Genomic DNA, 23,361 nt, shown 5'->3' on the forward strand with positions numbered 1-23,361 from the left:
GGAGAGCCCGCCCAATTCGGGAGAAAACCGCGGTGAACCGGGGCCCCGCGCCATTTCACCACCCCTGGGTCATCACATGGCGCGATCCGCATTCCTATGATGGGCGGACGACACCGCGGGCCGCTGCGACCAGGCAGTCCGATGCGGTGCAGATGCGGCGCGATGGTGGTGGAGGGGTCGATGACTCAGGGGGCCGGTCAGGGACCCGAGGTGCGGACGCCGACGGTGCGTGATTTCCGCGTGCCCGCGTACGTCCACGAGGCCGGTCCGTACGGACACACCACGCCGCCCGGCCAGACGGGCGACCCCGCCGACACCATGGAGTACCCCGAGGGGTACACCCCCACCCAGCGGGACCTCCCGGTGATCAACCGCGGTGACACGCTGCAGGTGACCATCGACCCGGGGGCCGCGGTCGCCGAACAGCCCACCGGCAGGCCGGGCCCGCTGTTCGTCGTCGGCGACGTGCACGGCTACCTGGACGAGCTGATCGCCGCCCTGCGCGAGAAGGGCCTCGTCGACGCCGCGGGCAGCTGGTCGGCGGGCACCGCCCGGCTCTGGTTCCTCGGCGACTTCACCGACCGCGGCCCGGACGGCATCGGCGTCATCGATCTCGTCATGCGCCTGTCCGCCGAGGCCGCTGCGGCCGGCGGCTACTGCAAGGCCCTCATGGGCAACCACGAACTGCTGCTGCTCGGCGCCAAGCGCTTCGGCGACACACCCGTCAACTCGGGCGCGGGCACCGCCACCTTCCAGGCGGCATGGCTCCTCAACGGCGGCCAGAAGACCGACATGGACCGCCTCCAGGACCACCACCTGCAGTGGATGGCCCGCCTCGACGCCATCGAGGAGGTCGACGGCCACCTCCTGGTGCACTCCGACACCACCGCCTACCGCGACTACGGCGACTCCATCGAGGCCGTGAACGACACCATCCGCGAGACGATCACCCGCAACGACCCGGACGAAGTCTGGGACCTCTTCCGCAAGTTCACCCGGCGCTTCTCCTTCCGCGACGAAGGCGGCGCCGACGCCGTGCGCTCCCTGCTCGACACCTACGGCGGCACGCGCATCGTCCACGGCCACAGCCCCATCCCGTACCTCCTGGGGGAGGTCGGCTCGGAGGACGGCGAGGACGGGGCGGGCCCCTCGGTCGAGGGGCCGTACATCTACGCGGACGGTCTGGCGGTCGCCATGGATGGCGGCGTGACGATGGCCGGAAAGCTGCTGGTCCAGCAACTCCCGCTGAACAGCTGATCCCACCGCGGGTCGGCTCGCTCCGTCGAAAGAGTTCGTCGGCCGGGGTTCAATTTCTTCAAACCCCCTGTCACCGCCCGCCGTCACCGCTCTACCATCGGCTTATCCGTAGCAGGCTCCCCTCCGTTTCTGCCCGACGGCTCGTCAGCATGCCGAGCCACAAGCCCTACGGAGCATCGGGGGATGCACATGAACAGCGTTCCGCAGCACCTCCTCAGTGAGGACCGCCAAGAGTACGAGCGGATCCTCGGCGAGGCGCTGCGCTCCGCACCGTACCGCCCGGAATTCGTCGCCGGCCTGCAGCGGCTCAACCCCGAACAACTGCGCACCATGGCACTCAACGCCACGGCCATCATCACGGCGGCCGCGGCGACCGAGTACGAGTACTACGTCAAGGTCCGCGACGAACTGCGCAACCCGCCACCGAACCGCACCACTTCAGGCAGCGCGGCGTCCGGCTCGACCGAGCCCGACGGGACGGCGGTGGGACTCGTGGCCTCCGTGGGAGAGGTCGGCGAGGCCGCCGGAGCCGGCGCGGGTGCCGTGGCCGCCGTGCTCGCCCCCGTGCTCGCCGGCACCGCCGCGGTGATCTTCCTGCTCGTCGGCTACATCATGAAGGTGCTCGACCCCGAGCGGGCGATCGCCGAGACCCTCCTCACGACCGGATGGGTCTTCGGCGCGGTCACGGCTGCGGCGATCCTCGTGGCCGCGGTCGGCCTACTGCTCACCGCCCTGCGCAACGGCTCCACCGCCCTGGCGGACCGCGGAGCACGCGACGAACTGACCGAAGAGGTCAACCGCGCCAAGGAGGCGTGGCGTGACGCCCTCCTGCAGCGCGGCATTCTGCCGTTCCTCCGGGACGCCCTGGCCAACCCGGATCCCGCGGTGCTGGGCGACCCGGACCGGCCGGCCCCGCCCAGCCGCATGCCGCACCTCGGCTACAACCGCCCCAACTTCACCAGCCCCGCCAGCGGCTCCTCCGGTTCCCGCCCCAGCTTCTCGAGCCCGGACTTCAGCAGCCCGGACTTCGGCGGCCCGGACTTCGGCGGCCCGGAGCACCAGCCGGAGTGACACGTCGGGACCGAGCCGCCGCCCGGTACCTACCGGGGGCGGCCGCCCGACGCCCGACGTGTCCCCGGCACGAGGGCAGACAGCCGTACGCCTCAGTCGGCCGACCACCGCTGGTCACTGACCCGGCGGCGCGCCTACGACCGACGATCACGGCGGCCGGGTGCCGGTGGACGGCCCCTGTCCGTGCACACCGCCGGACCGGGTTACCGCCCGGCCTCTTCCGGCGCCCCTCAGTCCGCGAGCGGCAGGTAGACCCGGTTCCCCGCCTGCGCGAACTCCTTGGACTTCTGAGCCATGCCCTCCTCGATCTCGGCACGTGAGGTTCCGTGCTCGCGGCGGATGTCCTGGGAAATCTTCATCGAACAGAACTTCGGACCGCACATGGAGCAGAAGTGAGCCGTCTTGGCCGGCTCCGCCGGGAGCGTCTCGTCGTGGAATTCGCGGGCCGTGTCGGGGTCCAGAGCCAGGTTGAACTGGTCCTCCCAGCGGAACTCGAAGCGGGCGTCCGACAACGCGTCGTCCCACTCCTGTGCGCCCGGGTGTCCCTTGGCGAGGTCCGCCGCATGAGCCGCGATCTTGTAGGTGATCACGCCGGTCTTGACGTCGTCACGGTTCGGCAGACCCAGGTGTTCCTTGGGCGTGACGTAGCAGAGCATCGCGGTGCCCCACCACGCGATCATCGCGGCGCCGATGCCTGAGGTGATGTGGTCGTACGCCGGCGCGACGTCCGTGGTCAGCGGGCCGAGCGTATAGAACGGAGCTTCATCGCAGATCTCCTGCTGAAGGTCGATGTTCTCCTTGATCTTGTGCATCGGGACATGCCCCGGGCCCTCGATCATCGTCTGTACGTGGAAACGCTTGGCGACCCGGTTGAGTTCCCCGAGCGTGCGCAACTCCGCGAACTGCGCGGCGTCGTTGGCGTCAGCGATCGAGCCGGGCCGCAGACCGTCGCCGAGCGAGTACGTCACGTCATACGCGGCGAGGATCTCGCACAGTTCCTCGAAGTGCTCGTAGAGGAACGATTCCTTGTGGTGCGCCAGGCACCAGGCGGCCATGATCGAGCCGCCGCGCGAGACGATGCCGGTCTTGCGGTTGGCGGTGAGCGGTACGTACGCCAGGCGCACGCCCGCGTGGACGGTCATGTAGTCCACGCCCTGCTCGGCCTGCTCGATGACCGTGTCCTTGTAGATCTCCCAGGTCAGTTCCTCGGCCTTGCCGTCGACCTTCTCCAGGGCCTGGTACAGCGGCACCGTGCCGATCGGCACCGGGGAGTTGCGGAGCACCCACTCACGCGTCGTGTGGATGTTCCGTCCGGTCGACAGGTCCATGACCGTGTCGGCGCCCCAACGGGTCGCCCAGGTCATCTTCTCCACCTCCTCCTCGATGGAGGAGGTGACCGCCGAGTTGCCGATGTTGGCGTTGACCTTCACCAGGAACCGCTTGCCGATGATCATCGGCTCGATCTCCGGGTGGTTCACGCTCGCCGGCAGCACCGCCCGGCCCGCCGCGATCTCCTCACGGACGACCTCGGGCGACACGTTCTCGCGTACCGCCACGTACTCCATCTCGGGGGTGATCTCCCCACGCCGCGCATACGCGAGCTGGGTCACGGCCCGGCCGTCACGGCTGCGCCGCGGCTGGCGCGGCCGCCCCGGGAACACCGCGTCGAGATTGCGCAGCCCACCGCGCGGTGAGGTGTGCTTGATCCCGTCGTCCTCGGGCCGGACGGGGCGGCCCGCGTACTCCTCGGTGTCGCCGCGGGCGATGATCCAGTTCTCCCGGAGAGGGGTGAGGCCCCTCCTGACATCGGTCTCGACAGTCGGATCGGTGTACGGGCCCGAGGTGTCGTACAGGGTGACTGACTGGCCGTTGGTCAGATGCACCTGACGGACCGGCACCCGCAGATCGGGGCGCGAGCCCTCGATGTACGCCTTGTGCCAGCCGATGGACCTGCCGGTCTCCCTGGGCTTCTCGCTCTGAGGATGGCTGTCCTGCGGTGAGGCATATGCCCCGTCTGTCTGGCCAGAGGCAGACGTGCGTGTGTCCTCGATGGTCATGAGACCTACTCCCTACGCCGGCATTACCCGGTAACAGGTTCAGCGGTCGACGCAGCGATGTCCGCCCGCCGATGTTCCACGTGAAACATCGCGTCTGCGGAGGTCAGCGCCCTCTCAGCCCGGTGCTCCGAGCTCCCGCGTGTGCAAAGGTGCCTCCACGCTAGCGTCCGATGTGGCGCGGTGAACAGTGGGCCTCGCTCGTTCTTGCGATGATCGGTCGGTGACGACAATGCAGCAGCCTCCGCCTCCGCCCTCCGAGCCGCCCCACGGCCATGGCCCTGGGAACGAGCACGGTCATGGCTCCCGCGGGGGTCAGGGATACGGCTCCGGAGGCGGACACGGCCCCGGTGACGGGCGCGGCCAGGGGCCGTTCTCCGGGGGTGGCCACGGCCACTCCCACAGTCACAATCATGGCCCGGCCGCGCCCGTGTCACAGCATCTGCGCAAGGTGATCGCGGCGGTACTGATCCCCTTCGCCACCGCGGTTCTCGTGGGCCTCGTCGTCCTGTGGCCCGGTGGCGCGCCGTCGCACGAGCGCACCGGTGTGGGCTTCGACCGGCAAACGCAGTCGGCCACCGTCACCAAGGTCGAGGAGGTCGACTGCGCCTCCGTCAACGCCTCGGGTGTGCCGCCCACCGGTGACACCTCCACCGCCGAGGGATCGTCCGCCCAGCAGCAGGCGAAGGGCACCTGCAAGAAGGCGACGGTGCGCGTCGACACGGGCAAGGACAAGGGGCGTACGTTCACGGAGATCATTCAGCCCGACCAGTCACGACAGTTGAAGCAGGGCCAGGGGGTCGTGGTCGCCTACGAGCCCGCCGCGCCCAAGGACCTGCAGTACTCGGTCACCGATGTGAACCGTGAGTTCCCCATGGCGTTGCTCGCCGGGATCTTCGCGCTCGCCGTCGTGGTGGTGGGCCGTATGCGCGGTGTCATGGCCCTGGTGGCCCTGGCCGTCAGCTTCCTGGTACTGACCTTCTTCATCCTCCCGGCCATCCTTCAGGGCTCGAACCCCCTCGTGGTGGCGGTGGTCGGGGCGAGCGCCATCATGCTGATCGCGCTCTACATGTGTCATGGCCTCTCGGCCCGCACGTCGGTCGCGGTGATCGGCACCCTGATCTCGCTGCTGCTGATCGGTCTGCTGGGTTCGGTATTCATCGACTGGGCGGCACTGACCGGGAACACGGATGACAACACCGGACTGATCCACGGCCTGTACCCCGAGATCGACATGAGCGGCCTGCTGCTCGCGGGCATCATCATCGGTTCCCTCGGTGTGCTCGACGACGTGACGGTGACCCAGACCTCGGCGGTCTGGGAACTGCACGAGGCCAATCCGGCGATGGGCTGGCGCGGGCTGTACCGCGCGGGCATCCGCATCGGCCGCGACCACATCGCCTCCGTGGTCAACACGCTCGTCCTCGCGTACGCCGGCGCAGCCCTGCCGCTGCTGTTGCTCTTCTCGATCGCGCAGAGCAGCGTCGGTACGGTCGCCAACAGCGAGCTGGTCGCCGAAGAAATCGTGCGCACTCTCGTCGGGTCGATCGGTCTGGTCGCCTCCGTCCCGGTAACCACCGCGCTCGCCGCGCTGGTCGTCTCGGCCGATCGCTCGGGCACGCCCGCGAAGGCAACGGCGGCAGCAGCAGCCGCTCCGGCTCGTGGAGGGAGGGGGCGCCGCCGCAAGCGGTGAAGCGTTACGGCGCGTGGGTGACGTGAAGTTCAGCCCGCGCTCTGCTCCTCCGCCAGGATGCGGTCCAGCGCCTCGTCAAGCAGGGTGTCGAAGTCGGCGAGGGAACGCTCCTGCCCGAGCGGCACAAGCTTGTCCGTGCGATCCAGGAAGGCCACCAGGGGCGCCGTACCGACCCGGAACAGCGCATGGTCGCTGCCCACCTGAAGCCGGATCAGGACCTCGCCGAAGGTGTCCGGATCGGCGGGCGCGATGTGCACGTCCCCGTCACCGCAGGGCCGGCCGACGCCGTCGATGAGCAGCTCCCTGCCGAAGGCCCAGGTCACCGGGGCGTCGCCAGGCAGATGGAAGGTGAGCCGCACGGCATAGGGATCACACGTCTCATAGCGCAACTCCACCGGGATGCGGAAGGAGAGCTCCTCCGACACGAGGAAGCTCATCATGACTTCTGCCTGTACCGACTCGCGCATCGCCTACCCCGCCATGTTGGTCGACTGGCCAGGAAACATCTGCCTGACACTTCTGGAAGTTTGCTGAACGTACACGAGAGATCACAAGGAGTGATTTTTCAGATGCTGATAGAGATCGCGCGTGTCCCTAGCAGCATTCCGATCTCGGTCTGCAGTTGATGTGCCGCGGGCAGCAGTCGGTCGGCCTGGTGCACGGGCAGCGAGATGGCGAGGGTCGCTGCGGTCGTCCCCGCGGTGATGGGAATGGCGGCGCAGACCGTCCCCAAGGCGTACTCCTGGCGCTCGACGACGGGTTCCATCCGTCCGATCCGGTCCAGGCGCCGCAGCAGCGTCTTGTTGTCACGCACTGTGTACGGCGTGATCGACTGTACGGGGTAGCGCTCCAGGTGGTCGCGGCGGGCCTCGCCGCCGAGTTGGGAGAGCAGACACTGTCCGATGGCGTGTGCGTGGCCCGTCTCCCGGAAGTCGGCCCACTCCTCGACCGCGGGGGCGCTCGCGCTGTCTGCGACGCACTTGACCTCGATCTCGCCCGCCCGGTAGATCGCGAAGTACACGGGGGCGCCGATGGTGTCCCGCCAGTGGGCCAGGGCCTCGTCGACCGTGCTGCGACGTTTCTGCTGCGCTCCGCTGTTGCTCAGCCGTTCTGTGGCCTCGCCGAGGAAGAACAGTCCCTTCTCCCGGCGCAGATAGCCCTCGTGCACCAGGGTGCGCAGGAGGTGGTACGCCGTGGGCAGGGCGAGCCCGGCGTCCCGTGCCAACTGTTTGGCCGGTGCCCCGTGTTCTCGCTGGGCGACGGCCTCCAGCAGCCGCATAGCCCGCTGCACGGAGCCGATCAGGGTCCCCGGCTGGAGGTCGGGGGCCGCCGGGGCCGGCGGGCGCTGCGTTCCTCGCCCCGACCCATATGACTGACGCGCTGCTGCGGGTCGGGCGGGCGCGGTGGCCTGCCCGGACTCGGGCGTGGGTGCGGGCCCTGTCGGTGGCGCCGGTGCCGACGATGTCGGCAGGAGCGCGGTCCGGGCCGCCAGAGGGCGTTCTGCGGGACGGACGGTGTCCTCGCCTGGTGAGGTGCGCGGCTGAGCCGGGGGCGCCGCGGGCTGAGAAGGGGCAGCGCGGGGCTGGGACCGGGCCGTACGCGGCTGCTGCGGCGGGGTGGCCACGTCGACGGAGCGGGTGCGCGGATGTCCGCGAGTGTCGGCCGGCGGGGTCGACCGGGGGCCCGGTTGCGCGGGTGGACCGGCGCCCGGTGTGGACAGGGAGCGCGGCCGGGCCGGCGGGAAGAGGGGGTCTGCGGGTGCGGTGTCAGCCGTGGCCAAGGGTCACTCCCGAAGCGCGAGGAGGGCTGCCCGTGCGGGGGACACGGGAGGGGATGCGCCGCCCGCGGGGCGGACCCCGCGACGAGTTCCCGGACTCTAGCCGCCCGCCACCGCCCTCAGACGGCCCCCGCAGGAAACTTCCCCCGGCCGAGGGAACCTCGTGTTCCTGTTACCGCCGCGCCCTGACCAGCCCTCACTCACTCACGCCTCAGCCGTTCCCCCGTGCTGACGCGTCACCAGTCACCGCGTGACGACGAGCTCGCCGTGAACTTCCTTACGACATAGATGAGTCCGCCGACCAGGGCCACGAAGACCAGCACCTTGAACAGCAGGCCGAACACGACCTGGAGGATGCTGGTTATCAGTCCGCCGAACACGACCAGGGCGATGACCGGCACCGCGATCCACTTCACCCACCACGGCATCCCCGCGAAGATCTCCCGCATCGTCCTGCTCCTTGTCTCCGCCCGTGGCCCTCGTACCGGGCACCTGTTCCGGGTCCCTTCATGTCCTGCCATCGATGCTAGGCGCGCGCAGGGCCCGTCCGGGCGCTTCGCGCCCCTTGTCCGTCCCTGATCGTTCCCCTAGGGAACCCGGAAGGGGAGCTCAGCCCTCCGGCGGAGAGAAGACCACCACGACGCGGAGATCCTCGGTGATGTGATGGAACTTGTGGGCGACTCCGGCGGGCACGTACACCACGCTGCCCCGCGCCACCTGCGTGGTCTCCAGGCCGACCGTGAGCGATGCCCGACCGCTTACCACGAGGTACACCTCGTCCTGACTGTGCGGCCGCTGCAGGTCAAGCTCGCCCGCGTCGAGCGCGTACAGACCGACCGACATGTTCCGTTCGCGCAGAAACTGCAGATAGGCGCCGTCGTTGGCGGCGCGCTCCGTCTCCAGTTCATCCAACCGGAATGCCTTCATCGACTTTGTCGCCCCTGCCCGGTGCTCGTGTTGATCCGTTCTGCCACGATCAGACACATGATGAATTTCCTAGTCAAGACGATCGCCAACGCGGGCGCACTGGCCGTCGCTGTCTGGCTGCTCGACAAGATCACGCTCACCGGGGACAGCACGGGCAAGAAGGTCGGCACGCTGCTACTGGTGGCGCTCGTCTTCGGCCTAGTGAACGCCGTGGTGAAGCCGCTCGTCCAGCTCCTCACACTGCCTCTCTTCATAGTCACCCTGGGCCTGTTCACCCTGGTGGTGAACGCCCTGATGCTGATGCTCACCTCCTGGCTGGCAGACAAGCTCGACCTCAGCTTCCACGTGGAGGGCTTCTGGACCGCCGTCCTGGGCGGCCTGATCATCTCGATAGTCTCCTGGGCCCTTCACCTCGTCCTGCCCGACGCCGACTGAGGCTCTGCGATGACCTACCGCGTCTGTTTTGTCTGCACCGGCAACATCTGCCGCTCGCCGATGGCCGAGTCCGTCTTCCGCGCCCGTACGCAGGAGGCCGGGCTCGACGGCCTGGTCGAGGTCGACAGTGCGGGCACCGGCGGCTGGCACGAGGGAGAGCCGGCCGATCCGCGTACCGTCAGCGTCCTGGAGGCGCATGGTTACGGCAGCGACCACACCGCCCGCCAGTTCCACGCCTCGTGGTTCTCCCGGCTCGACCTCGTCATCGCCCTGGACGCAGGTCACATGAGGGCGCTGCGCCACCTCGCACCCACCCCTGCGGACGCGGACAAGGTCCGCCTTCTGCGCTCCTACGATCCCGCCGCGGGCCACGACCTCGACGTTCCCGACCCCTACTACGGTGGCATGGACGGCTTCGAGGAATGCCTTGAGCTGGTGGAGGCCGCGAGCGAGGGCCTTCTGACCGCCGTACGCGAGCAGGTGGAAGGACATGCCGCATGAGTGACGAGAACATCGTCCCGGAGCTGGGCGAGGGCACACGAGCCGTCCGCGTCGGGCTGCCCGAACCCGTCAAGCACGAGCCGACCCTTCCGGGCCCGGTCTTCGCCGCCCACTACCACCTGCCGGGCGACCCCACCGGCCCGTACGCCTACGGACGTGACCAGAACCCCACCTGGACCCTTCTGGAGCGCGCCATCGGGGAACTGGAGGCGCCCGGCGGGGAGCAGGTCGAGACGCTCGCCTTCGCCTCGGGCATGGCCGCGATCTCGGCTGTCCTCTTCTCGCAGCTGCGCTCCGGCGACGTCCTCGTGCTGCCGAGCGACGGCTACAACGTGCTGCCCCTGGCCGGTGAGCAGCTGCGGTCGTACGGCGTCGAGGTGCGCAATGCCCCGACCGGCGGCGACGCCCAGCTCGACGCCCTGGACGGTGCCACGCTGCTGTGGCTGGAGACCCCGTCCAATCCAGGGCTCGACGTGTGCGACATCCGCCGGCTCTGCGAGGCGGCACACGAGCGGGACTGCCTGGTCGCCGTCGACAACACCCTGGCGACACCACTCGGGCAGCGGCCGCTGGAGCTCGGCGCGGACTTTGCGGTGGCCAGCGGCACCAAGCAGCTGACGGGACACGGTGACGTGCTGCTCGGGTACGTGGTCGGTCGCGATGCCGGGCTGATGGCCGCCGTGCGGCGCTGGCGCAAGATCGTCGGAGCGATCCCCGGCCCGATGGAGGCCTGGCTCGCGCACCGTTCCCTGGCCACGCTGCAACTGCGGGCCGACCGCCAGAGCACCAACGCCCTGGCCGTCGCCGAGGCGCTGAAGGGGCGCCCCGAGGTGACCGGGCTGCGGTATCCCGGGCTGCGGGACGATCCGTCCCACAAGATCGCCTCACAGCAGATGCGGCGCTTCGGATGCGTCGTGTCGTTCTCGCTGCCCACGCGCGCACGTGCCGATCGCTTCCTCGACGCGCTGCGCCTGGTGGACGACGCCACGAGCTTCGGCGGGGTGCGGTCCACGGCCGAGCGGCGCGGGCGGTGGGGCGGGGACGCGGTGCCGGAAGGCTTCATCCGCTTCTCGGCCGGCGCGGAGGACACCGACGACCTGGTGGCGGATGTGCTGCGGGCACTCGACGTGGCCACCGGCTAGTACTCGACTACGCACGACGGACGGTCCGAGCCTCCCCCCTCGTGGCTCGGACCGTCCCGGTTCCGCGCGCGAAGAACCGCGCGACCAAGGCTAGTTGACTCTGTGTCAGTGTCCAATCACAGGAGCGACAGAGACCTATCGACTTATTTATAGTTGGGCGCTCCGGGGCGGCGAAGGGGCGACCATGGATCTGGCCTTACTGCGTACGTTCGTGACCGTGCACCGGGCCGGTTCGTTCACGCGCGCCGCGGCCCTGCTCGGTCTCTCGCAGCCGGCCGTCACCTCGCAGATCCGCACCTTGGAGCGGCAACTGGGCCGCCCACTGTTCCTGCGCCAGGCCCGGGGCGTGACGCCGACGACCATCGGCGACGAGCTGGCCCACAAGGCGGCCCCTCATCTCGACGCGCTGATGGAGATCGCCGAGACGGGCCTCGACGGCGATTCCGCCTTGGGGACACTTCATCTCGCCGGTCCGCCGGAGTTCACCGCGGAGCGCGTTCTGCCCGCCCTCACGGAACTCGTCGACGACGGCCAGGGCTTCGCGCTGAGGGTGTCCTTCGGGAACGCCGACGAGACACTCGAGGGCCTCGCCGCCGGCCACCACGACCTGGCCATCACCACAGCGCAGCCCCGCGGCCCCCTGCTGACGGCGACCCCTCTCTGCGACGAGGAGCACGTGCTGGTCGCCGCTCCGCGGTGGGTCGAGCGCATCGGCCCCGGCAAGCTGCACCCCAAGGATGCGCACCTGCTGGAAGGACTTCCGGTCGTCGAGGTGCACGAGTCGCTGCCGTTCGTCACGCGCTACTGGGCCTCGGTCTTCGACTCCCGGCCCGTCGCCTCCGGCACCGTGGTCGTCCCGGACCTGCGCGCGGTGCTGGCCTGCGCGATCTCCGGGGGAGGGCTGGCTGTACTGCCCCGCTATCTCTGCGTCGACGCACTGGAGCGCGGCGACATCATGCCGCTCCTCGAACCGGCGGTTCCGCCGCTGCGGACGTACTTCCTGGTGGTCCGTACCGGCACCCTGGCCATCCCGCACATCGCGCGGGCCCACGAGTGGCTGCTGTGTACTGCGGTGGGCTGGTCCTGAGGCAGCGGGTGCCGTGCCCCTCGGCCAACGCCTTCCGTGGTTGTCCGAGGGAGCACCTGTCGGCGAGTCCCAGTGGAGAGAGCCGAGCTCGGTCATGGGTGACTTCCGTGGTCGGGCGATGTTTCACGTGGAACATGACGGGCCACATTTCTCCCATGACCGTCCGACCCGTGGTCAAACGCACCGCCCGCGCCATCCTGCTCGACGGCGACGACCTGATCCTTATCAAGCGGACCAAGCCGGGTGTCGATCCGTACTGGCTGACACCGGGTGGCGGGGTCGAGCCTGAGGACACGACCGTCGTCGACGCGCTCCATCGCGAAGTGCACGAGGAACTGGGCGCCAAGATCACTGACGTCGTGCCCTGCTTCGTGGATACCGTCGAGCACATCGGTGAGGACGGCGGCGCCACGGGGGTCAAGGTCCAGCACTTCTTCGTCTGCCGTCTGGAGTCGATGGACACGTCGAAGCGGCACGGACCCGAGGTGGACGAGCCCTTGGGTGAGTACGAGATCGTGCGTGTGCCCTTCACCCGGGTCGGGATCGCCTCCGTCCACCTCGTCCCGCTCTCCCTGCGGCACTACCTCGACGGCAACATCGAGGGCGTCCGCGCGATGCACGCGCCTGACCTGGGCTGACGGACAGCTGACACTGCCCGCCGCGGGCCGGTCGGGCGGCCGGCTCAGTCGCCGGCGGCGACCAGTTCCTCCACCGAGTCATGGCGTATGCGGTCCGACGGGACACCCACGCCCCTGAGCGCGTCCACACCGCTGCGGATCATCCCAGGTGGGCCGGAGAGGTACACGTCGTACTCGGTCCACGGTCCGTACTCGCGTATCGCGTCGGGCAGCTGGAGCAGCCCGTGCCGGTCGACGACCGGGCGGACCTTCAGCCAGGAGTTGCTCTGCTGCAGTCGCAGAAGGGTGTCGATGTCGTAGAGGTCCTGGTCGCTGCGGGCCCCGTAGAAGACCTCGGTCGGGCGATGCCGTCCTCGTTCGGCCACGTCCTCGATCATGGCCTTGATGGGGGCGATGCCTGTTCCGCCGCCCAGGCAGAGCAGTCCGCTGTCGGTGCTGTGGTCGACAGTCATCGCACCGGCCGGCGGGCCGAGCCGTACGACGTCGCCGGGACGGGCACGGTGCACGAGCGCGTTGGACACCCAGCCCGCCGGGACCGCTTTCACATGGAACGACAGCAGTCCGTCCGAGCGGGGCGCCGAGGCGAAGGAGTAGTGCCGCCAGATCCGCGGCCACCAGGGAGTCTCCACACTGGCGTACTGACCGGCGAGGAACGGATACGGCTGGTTCGGGCGGACGGTGATGACCGCGATGTCCGCGGTCCTCAGCTCGTGAGAGACCACCTCGGCGAGCCACCAGGGCGGGGAACGCAGCTCGTCCGCGGCGGCCGCGTCGATCATCACCTGGGAGATCGTGGTGTACGTCCGGACCCAGGCGGCCTCGGTCTCGTCGTTCCAGGTCGCGGGGGCGTAACGGCTCAGGGAGCCGATCAGGCACTCGCCGACCGCCGGGTAGTGCTCGGGCAGTGTGCCGTACTTGCGGTGACCTCGGCCGAGGTTCTGGAGGTAGTCGACGAGGACGGGGGTGTTGTCGATGTGCTCGGCCGCGGTCAGCAGCGCCTTGAGCAGACGGTCCCGTTGGGCGTCCATCGCCGGCGGGAAGAGGGGCCTCAGGTCCGGGTGCTGGACGAAGAGCAGCGCGTAGAAGTACGAGGTGACCTTGTCGGCAACGGGGCCGATCTCGGCCATGGTCTGCCGGATCAGAACGGCGTCGGGTGATGCCTGGCGGGCACGACCCGCTCGGGGAGCGGGTACCGCGGCTTCGAAGACGGACTGTTCGGAGCCGTACTCCTCACCGAGGGCAGCCGGTGGGGGCGGAGGGCTGGACGGCGGATCCTGGAACGGGGGTATTCGCTCCCGGGCGGCCTCGTGCGGGGTGCGCTGCGGCCCGGCCGACGGCTCCTGGGGGCGCCGCACGGGGCGCAGCCCGGCGAGACGGTTTCCCTCGATCTCCTGTTCCCCGCCGGGGGACGGCTGGGTGCGCGGTGTGAACCAGCCGCCTCCGTCACTGTCCCCCGCAGCGCCGTTGCCGGCCGACGTGGTGGTGGTCGGAGCGTCCATGGTGTGCCTCGCCTCAAGCATCTTTCGGTCGATCTGCGTACTTCCTCAGCTGGAAGGTCGCATGTTTCCCCCGCGGACGGCCTTGCTTTCCCCGTTGTGTTCCCCCGTCGACCAATGCGGCCACATTCAACCGGGCGTCCCGTACCGTACGGACAAGTAGGCGAGAGTGTGACGTGGGCCGCAGCAATACGTGGCAGCGTTCCACAGCACACCAACGCCCACGTTCCCCAACAGTGAACGCGGGTCTTCGATCTCTCTGTCCGGTTAGGGCGCATTGACCGTGTTCGCACCCGCAGGATGAGACGACTACATCTCGCTTCGGACACGAACCGGACTCGACCCTACCGGCACGCGCGTCACATACAAGTCCCCCCATGTCCCGGCGGGAATTCCGCAGGGGGCGAATCAGCGATTCCTTCAATTACCGGGCGCTGCGCACCAATTCATAGGCATCCCACAGATCCTGCCCCGTGTAGGAGTGCGTGGCCAGCGCGGCGAGGTGCTGGTCCGCATTCACGGCGACCGAGATCGGCACCGAGCCGAAAAGGTCCGCATCGGACAGCGAGTCACCGTACGCGACGCAATCCGCGCGGGTCAGCCCGAAGCGCGCGCAGAGGCGATCCGCGATCTCGACCTTGGCCGCGGGGGTGAGAATCCCTGCTGGGTTCACCGGCTCGGTGAAGGGCACGGCGGGAAAGAGTGAACCGTACGCCGCATGCGCACCCCATGACGTCAGCCGCTCGACGAAGAACGAGGGCGAGAGGGAGATGACGGCGCAGTACTCTCCTCGGTCCCGGATCTCGGCCCAGGTGTCCTGGATGCGAAGGAGCCAGGGCGCCCCCTTGAAGGCCGCGGCGACATGCATCTCGGTGAGCCCGGCCCACAGTTCATGGACACGCTGCGCGTAGGTCCGCGAATCGACATGCCGGGTTACGAAGTCCCGTTCCAGCTCGGCGATCTCCAGTTCCAGCCCGAGCTGCCGGGAGATCTCCACCGGCGCTGCCGTTCGGTGCAGCAGGGTGCCGTCCAGATCGAACAGGTGCAGTCGCGTCATAGTGGTCGAGGCTAGCCAGCGCTGCGCTCCACACCTGCTCGGGTGTGGCTGCGCGCTGCTGTTTCACGTGAAACATCTGTCCGCGCGCTGCGCGGTTGTGGGCGGGATGGCCAAAAGGGCGTGTGTCCCCGGCAATCCGGTGGACGTCAGGGTGCTGTATCGGACAGCCTGGCCCGCGTGCCGACATCTTCCCCCGCTGCTCTTCCCATCCGTCGTCTGACCCCGCGGGATCTCACCGCTTGCACCGACTTGTCCGAGAACCGGGGCTGGCCCCGCGAGGAGCGCAAGTGGGGGCTGCTGCTGACGGCCGGAACCGGGTACGGCATCGACGATCCGGAAGGTGGCCTCGTCGCGGCCTGCGTGGTGACCGAGTACGGGGCGGCGGGCCGCCCGGACCTGAGAGCGATCGGCATGGTGCTGGTGGCCGAGCGGCATGCCCGACGGGGCATCGGTCGCCGTCTGATGCGCCACGTCATCTCCGAGTCCGGGACGACTCCGCTGACGCTGCACGCGACACCCAACGGACAGCCGCTCTATGAAGAGCTGGGGTTCAAGGTCACGGGGTGGGCCGAGATGGTCCGGGGACACTTCTCGGCCGACGGAGTCGATCCTAGTGTCGCCACCCGTCCGGCCACCGCCGAGGACCTCACGACGATCGTCCGGCTCGACGGGGAGATCTTCGGAACGGACCGCACCCACGTCCTCACCAGGCTTCCCGCCTTCGCAGATCAGATCCATGTCGCCGAGGAGAACGGCGGAATCATCGGTTACGCGGCCGCCTGGCCCAACATGGACACCCATGTCGTCGGTCCGCTGATCGCCCGGGACACGCGGACGGCGAAGGCGCTCATCGCCTCCCTGGCCGCCCACACCGGCCTCCCCCTGCGTACGGACATCGACGTACGGCACGAGGAACTGCTGGCCTGGGTGAAGCAACACGGCCTGAAGTCGGTCGCCTTCAACGCGGTCATGACCTACGGGATTCCCGAGCTGCCGGGTGACTGGTCCCGGCGATACGCCCCGCTGACCGTGGCGGCGGGCTGAGCATTCGAGCCAGGCGAGCGCGTCCGACGCACGGTGGTCAGCGGCGCACGGCCGTGCGCCGGTCGGCGGTGCCCCCTCCGGCCACGACGGTGCTCGGCATGCTTCCCCTGTGCTCCAGAGCCGCCGAGAGGAACGCCAGCACCAGGGCGCTCACCGCGAGGGCGGCTCCGACCCAGTTGGGTGCCGTGTAGCCGAAGCCGGCGTCGATGACGAGGCCGCCGAGCCAGGCGGCCAGTGCGTTGCCGAGGTTGAAGGCACCGATGTTGACGGCCGACGCCAGGGTGGGCGCACCCTGCGCCTGGTCGAGGACGCGCTTCTGCAGCGGCGGCACGGTGGCGAAGCCCAGGGCACCGACCAGCCCGATGGTCACGGCCGCGGCGACCTTGTCGTGGGCGGTAAGGGTGAACAGCGCGAGGACGACGGCCAGGGCGCCCAGCGAGACGTACAGCATGGGCATGAGCGCACGGTCCGCGTACCTCCCGCCCACCAGGTTGCCACCGACCATGCCGAGGCCGAAGAGGACGAGAAGCCAGGTTACGGAGGCATCAGCGAAGCCAGCGGCGTGGGTCATCATCGGCGCGATGTAGGTGATGGCCGCGAAGACACCGCCGAACCCCAGCACGGTCATCGCCATCGCAAGCAGGACCTGGACGTTCTTGAATGCCGCCAGTTCATGGCGCAGGCGCACACCCTGCGGCCTCGGCATGTCAGGGACGAGCCGTGCGACGCCCAGCAGACCGACGACACCGAGTGCCGCCACTGCGGCGAAGGTGATCCGCCAGCCAAGAGACTGTCCGATCAGCGTCCCGAGGGGCACTCCGACCACGTTCGCGACGGTGAGGCCGCTGAACATCATCGCTATGGCACCGGCCTTCCGGTCCGGGGCGACCATGTCGGCAGCGACCACCGAGCCGATACCGAAGAATGCGCCGTGGGCGAGTGAGGCGACCACCCGTCCGAGCAGCATGATGGTGTAGGCGGGCGCCAGGGCCGAGAGCAGGTTCCCCAGGACGAAGAGACCCATCAGCAGCATGAGCATCCGCTTGCGGGACGCCTTCGTCCCCAGAGCAGTCATGATCGGTGCGCCGAGCACCACGCCGAGCGCGTAGCCCGTCACGAGGAAGCCGGCGGTCGGAATGGAGACGCCGAAGTCACCCGCGACCTCCTGCAGCACCCCCATGATCACGAACTCTGTCGTGCCGATCCCGAAGGCCCCGATCGCCAGGGCCAGCAGCGCGAGAGGCATGAAGACGCACCTTCCAGAAGATTGCCTGTGCAGCTTACGAGCGTACTCAATAATTGCAGACGCGCCATATGGGCTAAGACTGGCTATTGCATCGGTGGCCTATCCTTGAGGGAGACGTGCCGGGACGGAGGAGATCGATGACAGCTACGGACCCCGCGCTCACCGCCCTCGCCCAGGGCTGGTGTGCTCTCTCCCTTCTGCACGGGAGGATCGAGGCCCGCATCGAGCGCGCACTGCAGTCCGGGCACGGTCTGAGCGTGCGTGAGTACTCCCTGCTGGACGTCCTGAGCCGCCAGCACGACGGCGAGGGCGGGCATCTGCAGATGAAGCAGGTGGCCGACGCCGTCGTTCTCAGCCAGAGCGCCACCACCCGCCTGGTCACCCGGCTGGAGGACCGCGGCCTGCTGTCGCGCTACCTGTGCCCGACTGACCGCCGGGGCATCTACACCGACGTCTCCCAGGCCGGGCTCGCACTCCTGGCAGAGGCACGCCCCACCAATGACGCCGCACTGCGCGAGGCGCTGGATGAGGCGGTGAAGAACCCCGAACTGGCGCCCCTGGTCCGCGCCGTGGAATCACTCAACGCACCTGCATAGGGTGCGGACATGAAAGATCTTGAGATTCGCCCGGCGGCGCAGGACGACATCGCCGACATCGTCGCCATGCTCGCCGATGACCCATTGGGCGCCCAGCGCGAGTCGCCGGACGATCTGACGCCGTATCTCACGGCCCTGGAACGACTGAGCAGCGACCCCCACCAGCACCTGGTGGTCGCCGTCCGCAATGGCCGCGTCGTCGGCACACTCCAGTTGACGGTCATCCCCGGCCTCTCCCGGCGCGGCTCCACCAGGTCGATCATCGAGGGTGTGCGCGTCCACGCGGACGAGCGAGGGAGTGGCCTCGGGACCCACCTCATCGAGTGGGCCATCGCTGAATCACGGCGTCAGGAATGCCAGCTGGTACAGCTGACGTCCGACATCACGCGCACCGATGCCCACCGCTTCTACGAGCGTCTCGGCTTCGAGGCCACCCATGTGGGCTTCAAGCTTCCGCTCTGAGCTTCCGCTGACGCGTAGAGGGTCCTGTTTCACGTGAAACATCACGCGCATCAGGACCCGTCCCGCACTGTCGGCGACTACGAGATCCCGCGCCACCCCTCGGGATCCACCCCACCGGGCACTGGAGCGCCTTCCTCGTACGGCTGACGAGTGAACACGAAGGAGCCGACGTCCAGGTGGCTCACGCGGCTGTCCGGCCCTCGTACGACCTGGAGGCGCTCTCCCGCGAAGTACCCGTTGAGACCGATCCAGTTGCCATCGCCGTCGCGCCGGAATCGAGCGCTGCGGCCTGTGCTCGACAGCGGCTCAAGCGACATACATCCGTCTGCCACGAGTCGCAGCACGAAGCTGTACGTCCCCCAGTACCAGGGCCCCGCCAGTTCCAGCAGCAACTGGTCCACCTCGGGCAGCGGACGCCACGGTTCGGGGATCCGAGGCTCGGCCTCCGCCACGATGCACACCAGATCGGCGGCAACCTCCGACACCACTGGCCCGGAGGTGCAGTTGGTCAGCACCACGGCCGCAACATCGTCCTCGACGCTCATGGTCAGCTGTGCGAGGAAGCCGGGTACCGAACCTCCGTGACCGACGAGCAACCGGCCGTCCCGGTCCTGGATCTGCATGCCGAGGCCGTACGCCGAGCCGGCCGAGACATCGGCTGCGTCACCCGGGACTGCGGCAGGTGCCCGCATCTCCTGGACCGACGCCGGGCTCAGCACCCGGTCGTCGCCCCTGGCCAAGAACGCGGCGAAGCGTGCCAGGTCCCCCGCCGTGGACCAGAGTTGCCCTGCGGGCCCCATCCTTCCCAGGTCCTCGACCCGCTCCGGCATCATGACGTCGGCCCAGGGGTGGACGGCCCACCCACCGGCGTGAGGCGCCTCGGGGTCCCAGGTCGTGCGGGTGAGGCCCAGCGGTTCGAGGATCTCGCGTCGCAGGACCTCTTCCCAGGAGGCGCCCCTCATTCGCTCGACCAGCGCGCCGAGAAGCGTGAAACCGGGGTTGGAGTAGTGGAAGCGGCGACCGACGGGATGGCGGTGCGGCTCATCGCCGAGCACGTCGGCGAGTTCCGGGCGCAGGGAGCCAGGGGTCCGCTCCCACCAGGGGGAGGGCGACTCGGCCGCCAAGCCGCCCGTGTGGGCGAGCAACTGGGCGATGGTGGCCTCCCCCGCGCCGGTGCCGGGCAGATGCTTCTCCAGCGTGTCACCGAGGTCCAAGAGGCCCTCGTCCCTCAGCCGCAGGACCAGCACCGCCGTGAAGGTCTTGGTGATCGAGCCGATCCGGTACTGCACGTCCACGTCCGGCGCATGGCCGTCGACGGCGCTCCGCGCCCCGTGCCACACCGTCCTGCCGCCTCGCACGACCGCAGCGACCAGGGACGGCGCGCGGCCTTCGGTCTGAGCGACGGCGATGCGGTGCAGCAGAGCCCGGCGGGTGGCAGGAAGCAGCTCTTCCAGAGGTTCTGTCATGGGCTCAGTCCACCCGGCGTCGGCCACCCACGTCGAGCGCATTTCGTTTCGGCGGCTGGCCGGTCGGATGCGGCCGACCGGCCGGATCAGGTCTGGGCCATGTCCACGAACCGCGAGTAGTGCCCCTGGAAGGCGACAGTGATCGTCGCCGTCGGGCCGTTACGGTGCTTGCCCACGATGATGTCCGCCTCGCCGGCGCGCGGGGACTCCTTCTCGTAGGCGTCCTCGCGGTGCAGCAGGATGACCATGTCGGCGTCCTGCTCGATGGACCCGGACTCACGCAGGTCGGAGACCATCGGCTTCTTGTCCGTTCGCTGCTCGGGACCACGGTTGAGCTGCGACAGCGCGATGACCGGCAGTTCCAGTTCCTTGGCCAGCAGCTTCAGGTTTCGCGACATGTCCGAGACTTCCTGCTGACGGCTCTCGGACCGCTTGCCGGACTGCATCAGCTGAAGGTAGTCGATGATGACGAGCTTCAAGTCGTTGCGCTGCTTCAGACGTCGGCACTTGGCTCGGATCTCCATCATCGACAGGTTCGGGGAGTCGTCGATGTAGAGCGGTGCGGCGGAGACATCCGGCATCCTGCGGGCCAGCCGGGTCCAGTCCTCGTCGGTCATCGTGCCGGAACGCATGTGGTGCAGAGCGACCCGCGCCTCGGCGGAGAGCAGGCGCATGGCGATCTCGTTGCGGCCCATTTCGAGCGAGAAGATCACGCTCGGCAGGTTGTTCTTGATGGAAGCGGCACGGGCGAAGTCCAGCGCCAGCGTGGACTTACCCATGGCGGGACGGGCCGCGATGATGATCATCTGACCGGGATGGAGTCCGTTGGTGAGCTGATCGAGGTCGGTGAAGCCGGTCGGGACGCCGGTCATCTCTCCCGACCGTGAGCCGATCGCCTCGATCTCGTCGAGCGCACCCTCCATGATGTCGCCGAGCGGCAGATAGTCCTCGGTGGTGCGCTGCTCAGTGACCGCGAAGATCTCCGCCTGAGCTCTGTTGACGATCTCGTCAACGTCGTCGTCGGCGGCGTATCCCATCTGGGTGATGCGGGTGCCGGCCTCGACCAGGCGGCGCAGGACGGCGCGCTCGTGGACGATCTCCGCGTAGTACTCGGCGTTCGCCGCCGTCGGCACCGTCTGCACCAGGGTGTGCAGATAGGAGGCGCCACCGACCTTGGTGATCTCACCGCGCTTCGTGAGCTCGGCGGCGATGGTGATGGGGTCGGCTGGCTCGCCCTTGGCGTAGATATCGAGGATCGCCTGATAGATGGTCTCGTGGGCCGGCTTGTAGAAGTCGGCGCCCTTGAGGATCTCGACGACATCGGCGATGGCGTCCTTGGACAGCAGCATGCCGCCGAGGACGGACTGCTCCGCGTCAAGGTCCTGCGGCGGCACACGTTCGAAGGCCGAACCCCCGCTGTCCCACTCCCCGTTGTCACGGCCTCGGTCATGCTGATCGTCCCGTCCCCGGCCGCCCTCGTGGCGTCGTCGGGAGGCAGGCAGACGATCACTGGGTCCACTGTCGGCCCACGGGTCGTCCAGGGGCTCGGAAATGCTCACCGAGCGACCTCCTCCCGTCCGCCGCGCGGACCTCGCCGTGCTTCTCAGTTCTACGGCACGACACTGACAAATGAGAGGCCCAACTCCGGTTACGGCACGTCGGTTTTGCGGGGTTTCCGCGATCTACCGAGGGAGTGGGCGCCGCACCACCGTAGGCCCGCGGGCACCTTCAGCCAATCTGGTTATCCACAGGCCATGTGGACGACGCCCCAGATGCTGTGGAGAACTCCGCGAAACCTGTGCACGACTCGGTGGACAGCCCTGTGAACAAGCCCTCGCCTCAATCTCAGCAGCTGTCCTGAGCTGGGCTTTTGCCGTCCACCGGTTGTGCAGAAGAAAAACTTCCCCGACAGGATCAAGATCATCACGATGAGTGCGCGACGCCACACGCAACCGACCTCGATGTAACAGGCACAAGACCCTTGCATCTCTTACCTGTGGAAGATTAGATTGATGCTCATGACACAGGCTCCAGCAGCCTCCCAGGCCGATCGCCGACGCCACGACCGTGAGATCGTGGCGCTCGCCGTTCCGGCCTTCGGTGCGCTCGTCGCCGAGCCTCTCTTCCTCATGGTCGACACCGCCATCGTCGGCCATCTCGGCACCGCGCAACTCGCCGGTCTCGGCGTCGCCTCCGCTCTCCTCGTCACTGCGGTGAGCTTGTTCGTCTTCCTCGCCTACGCCACCACAGCAGCTGTCGCACGGCGGGTCGGAGCCGGCGATCTCAGAGCCGCCATCCGCCAGGGAATGGACGGCATCTGGCTCGCTCTGCTGCTCGGTGCCCTGATCGTCGCGGTCGTACTGCCCACAGCGCCTGCCATGGTCACACTCTTCGGCTCGTCCGAAACGGCCGCTCCCTACGCCACGACGTATCTGCGGATCTCGGCACTGGGCATTCCCGCCATGCTGATCGTGCTCGCCGCCACCGGCGTCCTCCGCGGCCTCCAAGACACCAAGACTCCTCTGTATGTCGCCGTCGGCGGCTTCGTTGCCAACGGCGCCCTCAACGCAGCACTCGTCTATGGCGCCGACCTCGGCATAGCCGGATCCGCCTGGGGCACGGTCATCGCTCAGTGCGGGATGGCCGCCGCATATCTCTGGGTCGTGGTCCGCGGAGCACGCAGACACGGCGCCTCACTCCGACCGGACTCGGCAGGGATACGCGCTTCGGCTCAGGCAGGGGCTCCACTGCTGGTCCGTACGCTCTCCCTGCGCGCCATTCTGATGATCGCCACCGCAGTCGCCGCTCGACTCGGCGACGAGGACATCGCCGCCCACCAGATCATCCTGTCGCTCTGGAGCCTGCTCGCCTTCGCCCTGGACGCGATAGCCATCGCCGGGCAAGCCATCATCGGCCGGTATCTCGGAGCCGGCGATGCTCAGGGGGCCCGCGAGGCCTGCCGCCGTATGGTGCAGTGGGGGATCGGCACGGGTGCCGTGCTCGGGCTGGCGGTGATCGCGGCCCGTCCTCTGTTCGTCCCGCTCTTCACAGGGGATCCTGTCGTTCAGCAGATCGCGCTACCCGCACTCATCGTGGTGGCACTCGCCCAGCCGATCTCCGGGATCGTCTTCGTGCTCGACGGCGTGCTGATGGGCGCGGGAGACGGGCCCTATCTGGCCCGGGCCATGCTGGTGACCCTGGCGGTCTTCGCGCCTGCCGCCCTGCTCGTTCCGGCCTTCGATGGCGGCCTGACTGCCTTGTGGGGCGCGATGACGCTGATGATGGCGATCCGCATGCTGACGTTGTGGCTTCGTTCCCGCTCGGGCAGGTGGATCGTCACCGGCGCCACTCGCTGAGCGTATCGAGCGGCGTTTCACGTGAAACATCACCCGGTTCACGCTGTTTCACGTGA

General features: G+C 68.6%; 22 protein-coding genes. 12 read left to right on the forward strand and 10 right to left on the reverse strand.

Annotated features, from left to right (window positions below):
- Positions 1-165: 165 nt before the first annotated feature.
- Together GSY65_RS18275 and GSY65_RS18280 are read left to right on the forward strand one after the other, a co-directional pair.
- Entirely contained in the window at positions 166-1,257 is a 1,092-nt protein-coding gene (locus GSY65_RS18275; protein WP_268978259.1) for a metallophosphoesterase, read from the forward strand.
- Between the two features lie 183 nt (positions 1,258-1,440).
- The gene (locus tag GSY65_RS18280; protein ID WP_159769905.1) at positions 1,441-2,328 is read left to right on the forward strand and encodes a hypothetical protein; all 888 of its coding nucleotides are present in this window, start codon (positions 1,441-1,443) and stop codon (positions 2,326-2,328) included.
- Positions 2,329-2,558: 230 nt separating this feature from the next.
- On the opposite strand, the gene thiC is transcribed toward GSY65_RS18280, so the two are convergent.
- Positions 2,559-4,385 (reverse strand): phosphomethylpyrimidine synthase ThiC, encoded by a 1,827-nt coding sequence (gene thiC, locus GSY65_RS18285; protein WP_159769908.1) that lies wholly within the window; start codon positions 4,383-4,385, stop codon positions 2,559-2,561.
- Positions 4,386-4,605: 220 nt separating this feature from the next.
- Here thiC and GSY65_RS18290 point away from each other — a divergent pair, with 220 nt between their 5' ends.
- Positions 4,606-6,075 (forward strand): YibE/F family protein, encoded by a 1,470-nt coding sequence (locus GSY65_RS18290; protein ID WP_159769911.1) that lies wholly within the window; start codon positions 4,606-4,608, stop codon positions 6,073-6,075.
- A gap of 29 nt (positions 6,076-6,104) precedes the next feature.
- Here GSY65_RS18290 and GSY65_RS18295 read toward each other — a convergent pair whose 3' ends face one another.
- The 4 genes from GSY65_RS18295 to GSY65_RS18310 form a co-directional block, all read right to left on the reverse strand.
- On the reverse strand, positions 6,105-6,542 hold the full coding sequence (locus tag GSY65_RS18295) for an SsgA family sporulation/cell division regulator (protein WP_159769914.1): 438 nt from the start codon (positions 6,540-6,542) through the stop codon (positions 6,105-6,107).
- A 98-nt stretch (positions 6,543-6,640) separates the two neighbouring features.
- Positions 6,641-7,366, reverse strand: coding sequence for a helix-turn-helix domain-containing protein (locus GSY65_RS18300; RefSeq protein WP_159769917.1), 726 nt, complete (start codon positions 7,364-7,366; stop codon positions 6,641-6,643).
- A 722-nt stretch (positions 7,367-8,088) separates the two neighbouring features.
- Positions 8,089-8,301 (reverse strand): DUF5326 family protein, encoded by a 213-nt coding sequence (locus GSY65_RS18305; protein WP_159769920.1) that lies wholly within the window; start codon positions 8,299-8,301, stop codon positions 8,089-8,091.
- A gap of 160 nt (positions 8,302-8,461) precedes the next feature.
- Positions 8,462-8,779 carry a cupin domain-containing protein gene (locus GSY65_RS18310; protein ID WP_159769923.1) on the reverse strand — a complete coding sequence of 106 codons (318 nt, stop codon included), beginning with the start codon at positions 8,777-8,779 and terminating at the stop codon, positions 8,462-8,464.
- Between the two features lie 57 nt (positions 8,780-8,836).
- Between GSY65_RS18310 and GSY65_RS18315 the strand changes: the two genes are divergently transcribed.
- The 5 genes from GSY65_RS18315 (at position 8,837) to GSY65_RS18335 (ending at position 12,582) form a co-directional block, all read left to right on the forward strand.
- Positions 8,837-9,214, forward strand: a complete 378-nt coding sequence (locus GSY65_RS18315; RefSeq protein WP_159769926.1) for a phage holin family protein — start codon at positions 8,837-8,839, stop codon at positions 9,212-9,214.
- 9 nt (positions 9,215-9,223) lie between these two features.
- A complete protein-coding gene (locus GSY65_RS18320) occupies positions 9,224-9,715 on the forward strand; it encodes a low molecular weight protein-tyrosine-phosphatase (protein WP_159769929.1) in 492 nt (163 codons plus the stop codon).
- Positions 9,712-10,857 carry a cystathionine gamma-lyase gene (locus GSY65_RS18325; protein WP_159769932.1) on the forward strand — a complete coding sequence of 382 codons (1,146 nt, stop codon included), beginning with the start codon at positions 9,712-9,714 and terminating at the stop codon, positions 10,855-10,857. The genes GSY65_RS18320 and GSY65_RS18325 overlap by 4 nt, the downstream gene beginning before the upstream one ends.
- Positions 10,858-11,041: 184 nt before the next feature.
- Positions 11,042-11,944 carry a LysR family transcriptional regulator gene (locus tag GSY65_RS18330; RefSeq protein ID WP_159769935.1) on the forward strand — a complete coding sequence of 301 codons (903 nt, stop codon included), beginning with the start codon at positions 11,042-11,044 and terminating at the stop codon, positions 11,942-11,944.
- A 155-nt stretch (positions 11,945-12,099) separates the two neighbouring features.
- The gene (locus tag GSY65_RS18335; protein WP_055514539.1) at positions 12,100-12,582 is read left to right on the forward strand and encodes an NUDIX domain-containing protein; all 483 of its coding nucleotides are present in this window, start codon (positions 12,100-12,102) and stop codon (positions 12,580-12,582) included.
- Between the two features lie 44 nt (positions 12,583-12,626).
- On the opposite strand, the gene GSY65_RS18340 is transcribed toward GSY65_RS18335, so the two are convergent.
- Together GSY65_RS18340 and GSY65_RS18345 are read right to left on the reverse strand one after the other, a co-directional pair.
- Entirely contained in the window at positions 12,627-14,102 is a 1,476-nt protein-coding gene (locus tag GSY65_RS18340; RefSeq protein ID WP_159769938.1) for a globin domain-containing protein, read from the reverse strand.
- A 400-nt stretch (positions 14,103-14,502) separates the two neighbouring features.
- Positions 14,503-15,135: an HAD family hydrolase gene (locus tag GSY65_RS18345; protein WP_159769941.1), complete on the reverse strand. Its 633-nt coding sequence runs from the start codon at positions 15,133-15,135 to the stop codon at positions 14,503-14,505.
- 177 nt (positions 15,136-15,312) lie between these two features.
- On the opposite strand from GSY65_RS18345, the gene GSY65_RS18350 reads away from it, so the two are divergent.
- Positions 15,313-16,179 (forward strand): GNAT family N-acetyltransferase, encoded by an 867-nt coding sequence (locus tag GSY65_RS18350; protein WP_159769944.1) that lies wholly within the window; start codon positions 15,313-15,315, stop codon positions 16,177-16,179.
- Positions 16,180-16,216: 37 nt separating this feature from the next.
- Here GSY65_RS18350 and GSY65_RS18355 read toward each other — a convergent pair whose 3' ends face one another.
- Complete coding sequence (locus GSY65_RS18355) at positions 16,217-17,425, reverse strand: MFS transporter (protein ID WP_159769947.1); 1,209 nt, start codon at positions 17,423-17,425, stop codon at positions 16,217-16,219.
- Positions 17,426-17,562: 137 nt separating this feature from the next.
- On the opposite strand from GSY65_RS18355, the gene GSY65_RS18360 reads away from it, so the two are divergent.
- Both GSY65_RS18360 and GSY65_RS18365 read left to right on the forward strand, forming a co-directional pair.
- Positions 17,563-18,021 (forward strand): MarR family winged helix-turn-helix transcriptional regulator, encoded by a 459-nt coding sequence (locus GSY65_RS18360; protein ID WP_159769950.1) that lies wholly within the window; start codon positions 17,563-17,565, stop codon positions 18,019-18,021.
- 9 nt (positions 18,022-18,030) lie between these two features.
- Positions 18,031-18,483: a GNAT family N-acetyltransferase gene (locus tag GSY65_RS18365; protein ID WP_159769953.1), complete on the forward strand. Its 453-nt coding sequence runs from the start codon at positions 18,031-18,033 to the stop codon at positions 18,481-18,483.
- Between the two features lie 77 nt (positions 18,484-18,560).
- Here the strand turns inward: GSY65_RS18365 and GSY65_RS18370 are convergent, their stop codons facing one another.
- Both GSY65_RS18370 and dnaB read right to left on the reverse strand, forming a co-directional pair.
- Positions 18,561-19,949: a serine hydrolase domain-containing protein gene (locus GSY65_RS18370; protein ID WP_159769956.1), complete on the reverse strand. Its 1,389-nt coding sequence runs from the start codon at positions 19,947-19,949 to the stop codon at positions 18,561-18,563.
- An 86-nt stretch (positions 19,950-20,035) separates the two neighbouring features.
- Positions 20,036-21,508: a replicative DNA helicase gene (gene dnaB / locus GSY65_RS18375; protein ID WP_159769959.1), complete on the reverse strand. Its 1,473-nt coding sequence runs from the start codon at positions 21,506-21,508 to the stop codon at positions 20,036-20,038.
- Between the two features lie 453 nt (positions 21,509-21,961).
- Here dnaB and GSY65_RS18380 point away from each other — a divergent pair, with 453 nt between their 5' ends.
- Positions 21,962-23,305, forward strand: a complete 1,344-nt coding sequence (locus GSY65_RS18380) for an MATE family efflux transporter (RefSeq protein WP_201452584.1) — start codon at positions 21,962-21,964, stop codon at positions 23,303-23,305.
- The last annotated feature ends 56 nt before the right edge of the window (positions 23,306-23,361 follow it).

It is taken from the genome of Streptomyces sp. HM190, from assembly GCF_009857135.1.
Lineage (GTDB): Bacteria > Actinomycetota > Actinomycetes > Streptomycetales > Streptomycetaceae > Streptomyces > Streptomyces heilongjiangensis.

Coding starts and splice junctions, on each gene's coding strand:
- GSY65_RS18280 (WP_159769905.1), top strand. CDS start 1,441: ATGCACATGAACAGCGTTCCGCAGCACCTCCTCAGTGAGGACCGCCAA.
- thiC (WP_159769908.1), bottom strand. CDS start 4,385: ATGACCATCGAGGACACACGCACGTCTGCCTCTGGCCAGACAGACGGG.
- GSY65_RS18295 (WP_159769914.1), bottom strand. CDS start 6,542: ATGCGCGAGTCGGTACAGGCAGAAGTCATGATGAGCTTCCTCGTGTCG.
- GSY65_RS18305 (WP_159769920.1), bottom strand. CDS start 8,301: ATGCGGGAGATCTTCGCGGGGATGCCGTGGTGGGTGAAGTGGATCGCG.
- GSY65_RS18310 (WP_159769923.1), bottom strand. CDS start 8,779: ATGAAGGCATTCCGGTTGGATGAACTGGAGACGGAGCGCGCCGCCAAC.
- GSY65_RS18315 (WP_159769926.1), top strand. CDS start 8,837: ATGATGAATTTCCTAGTCAAGACGATCGCCAACGCGGGCGCACTGGCC.
- GSY65_RS18320 (WP_159769929.1), top strand. CDS start 9,224: ATGACCTACCGCGTCTGTTTTGTCTGCACCGGCAACATCTGCCGCTCG.
- GSY65_RS18325 (WP_159769932.1), top strand. CDS start 9,712: ATGAGTGACGAGAACATCGTCCCGGAGCTGGGCGAGGGCACACGAGCC.
- GSY65_RS18330 (WP_159769935.1), top strand. CDS start 11,042: ATGGATCTGGCCTTACTGCGTACGTTCGTGACCGTGCACCGGGCCGGT.
- GSY65_RS18335 (WP_055514539.1), top strand. CDS start 12,100: ATGACCGTCCGACCCGTGGTCAAACGCACCGCCCGCGCCATCCTGCTC.
- GSY65_RS18340 (WP_159769938.1), bottom strand. CDS start 14,102: ATGCTTGAGGCGAGGCACACCATGGACGCTCCGACCACCACCACGTCG.
- GSY65_RS18345 (WP_159769941.1), bottom strand. CDS start 15,135: ATGACGCGACTGCACCTGTTCGATCTGGACGGCACCCTGCTGCACCGA.
- GSY65_RS18355 (WP_159769947.1), bottom strand. CDS start 17,425: ATGCCTCTCGCGCTGCTGGCCCTGGCGATCGGGGCCTTCGGGATCGGC.
- GSY65_RS18360 (WP_159769950.1), top strand. CDS start 17,563: ATGACAGCTACGGACCCCGCGCTCACCGCCCTCGCCCAGGGCTGGTGT.
- GSY65_RS18365 (WP_159769953.1), top strand. CDS start 18,031: ATGAAAGATCTTGAGATTCGCCCGGCGGCGCAGGACGACATCGCCGAC.
- GSY65_RS18370 (WP_159769956.1), bottom strand. CDS start 19,949: ATGACAGAACCTCTGGAAGAGCTGCTTCCTGCCACCCGCCGGGCTCTG.
- GSY65_RS18380 (WP_201452584.1), top strand. CDS start 21,962: ATGCTCATGACACAGGCTCCAGCAGCCTCCCAGGCCGATCGCCGACGC.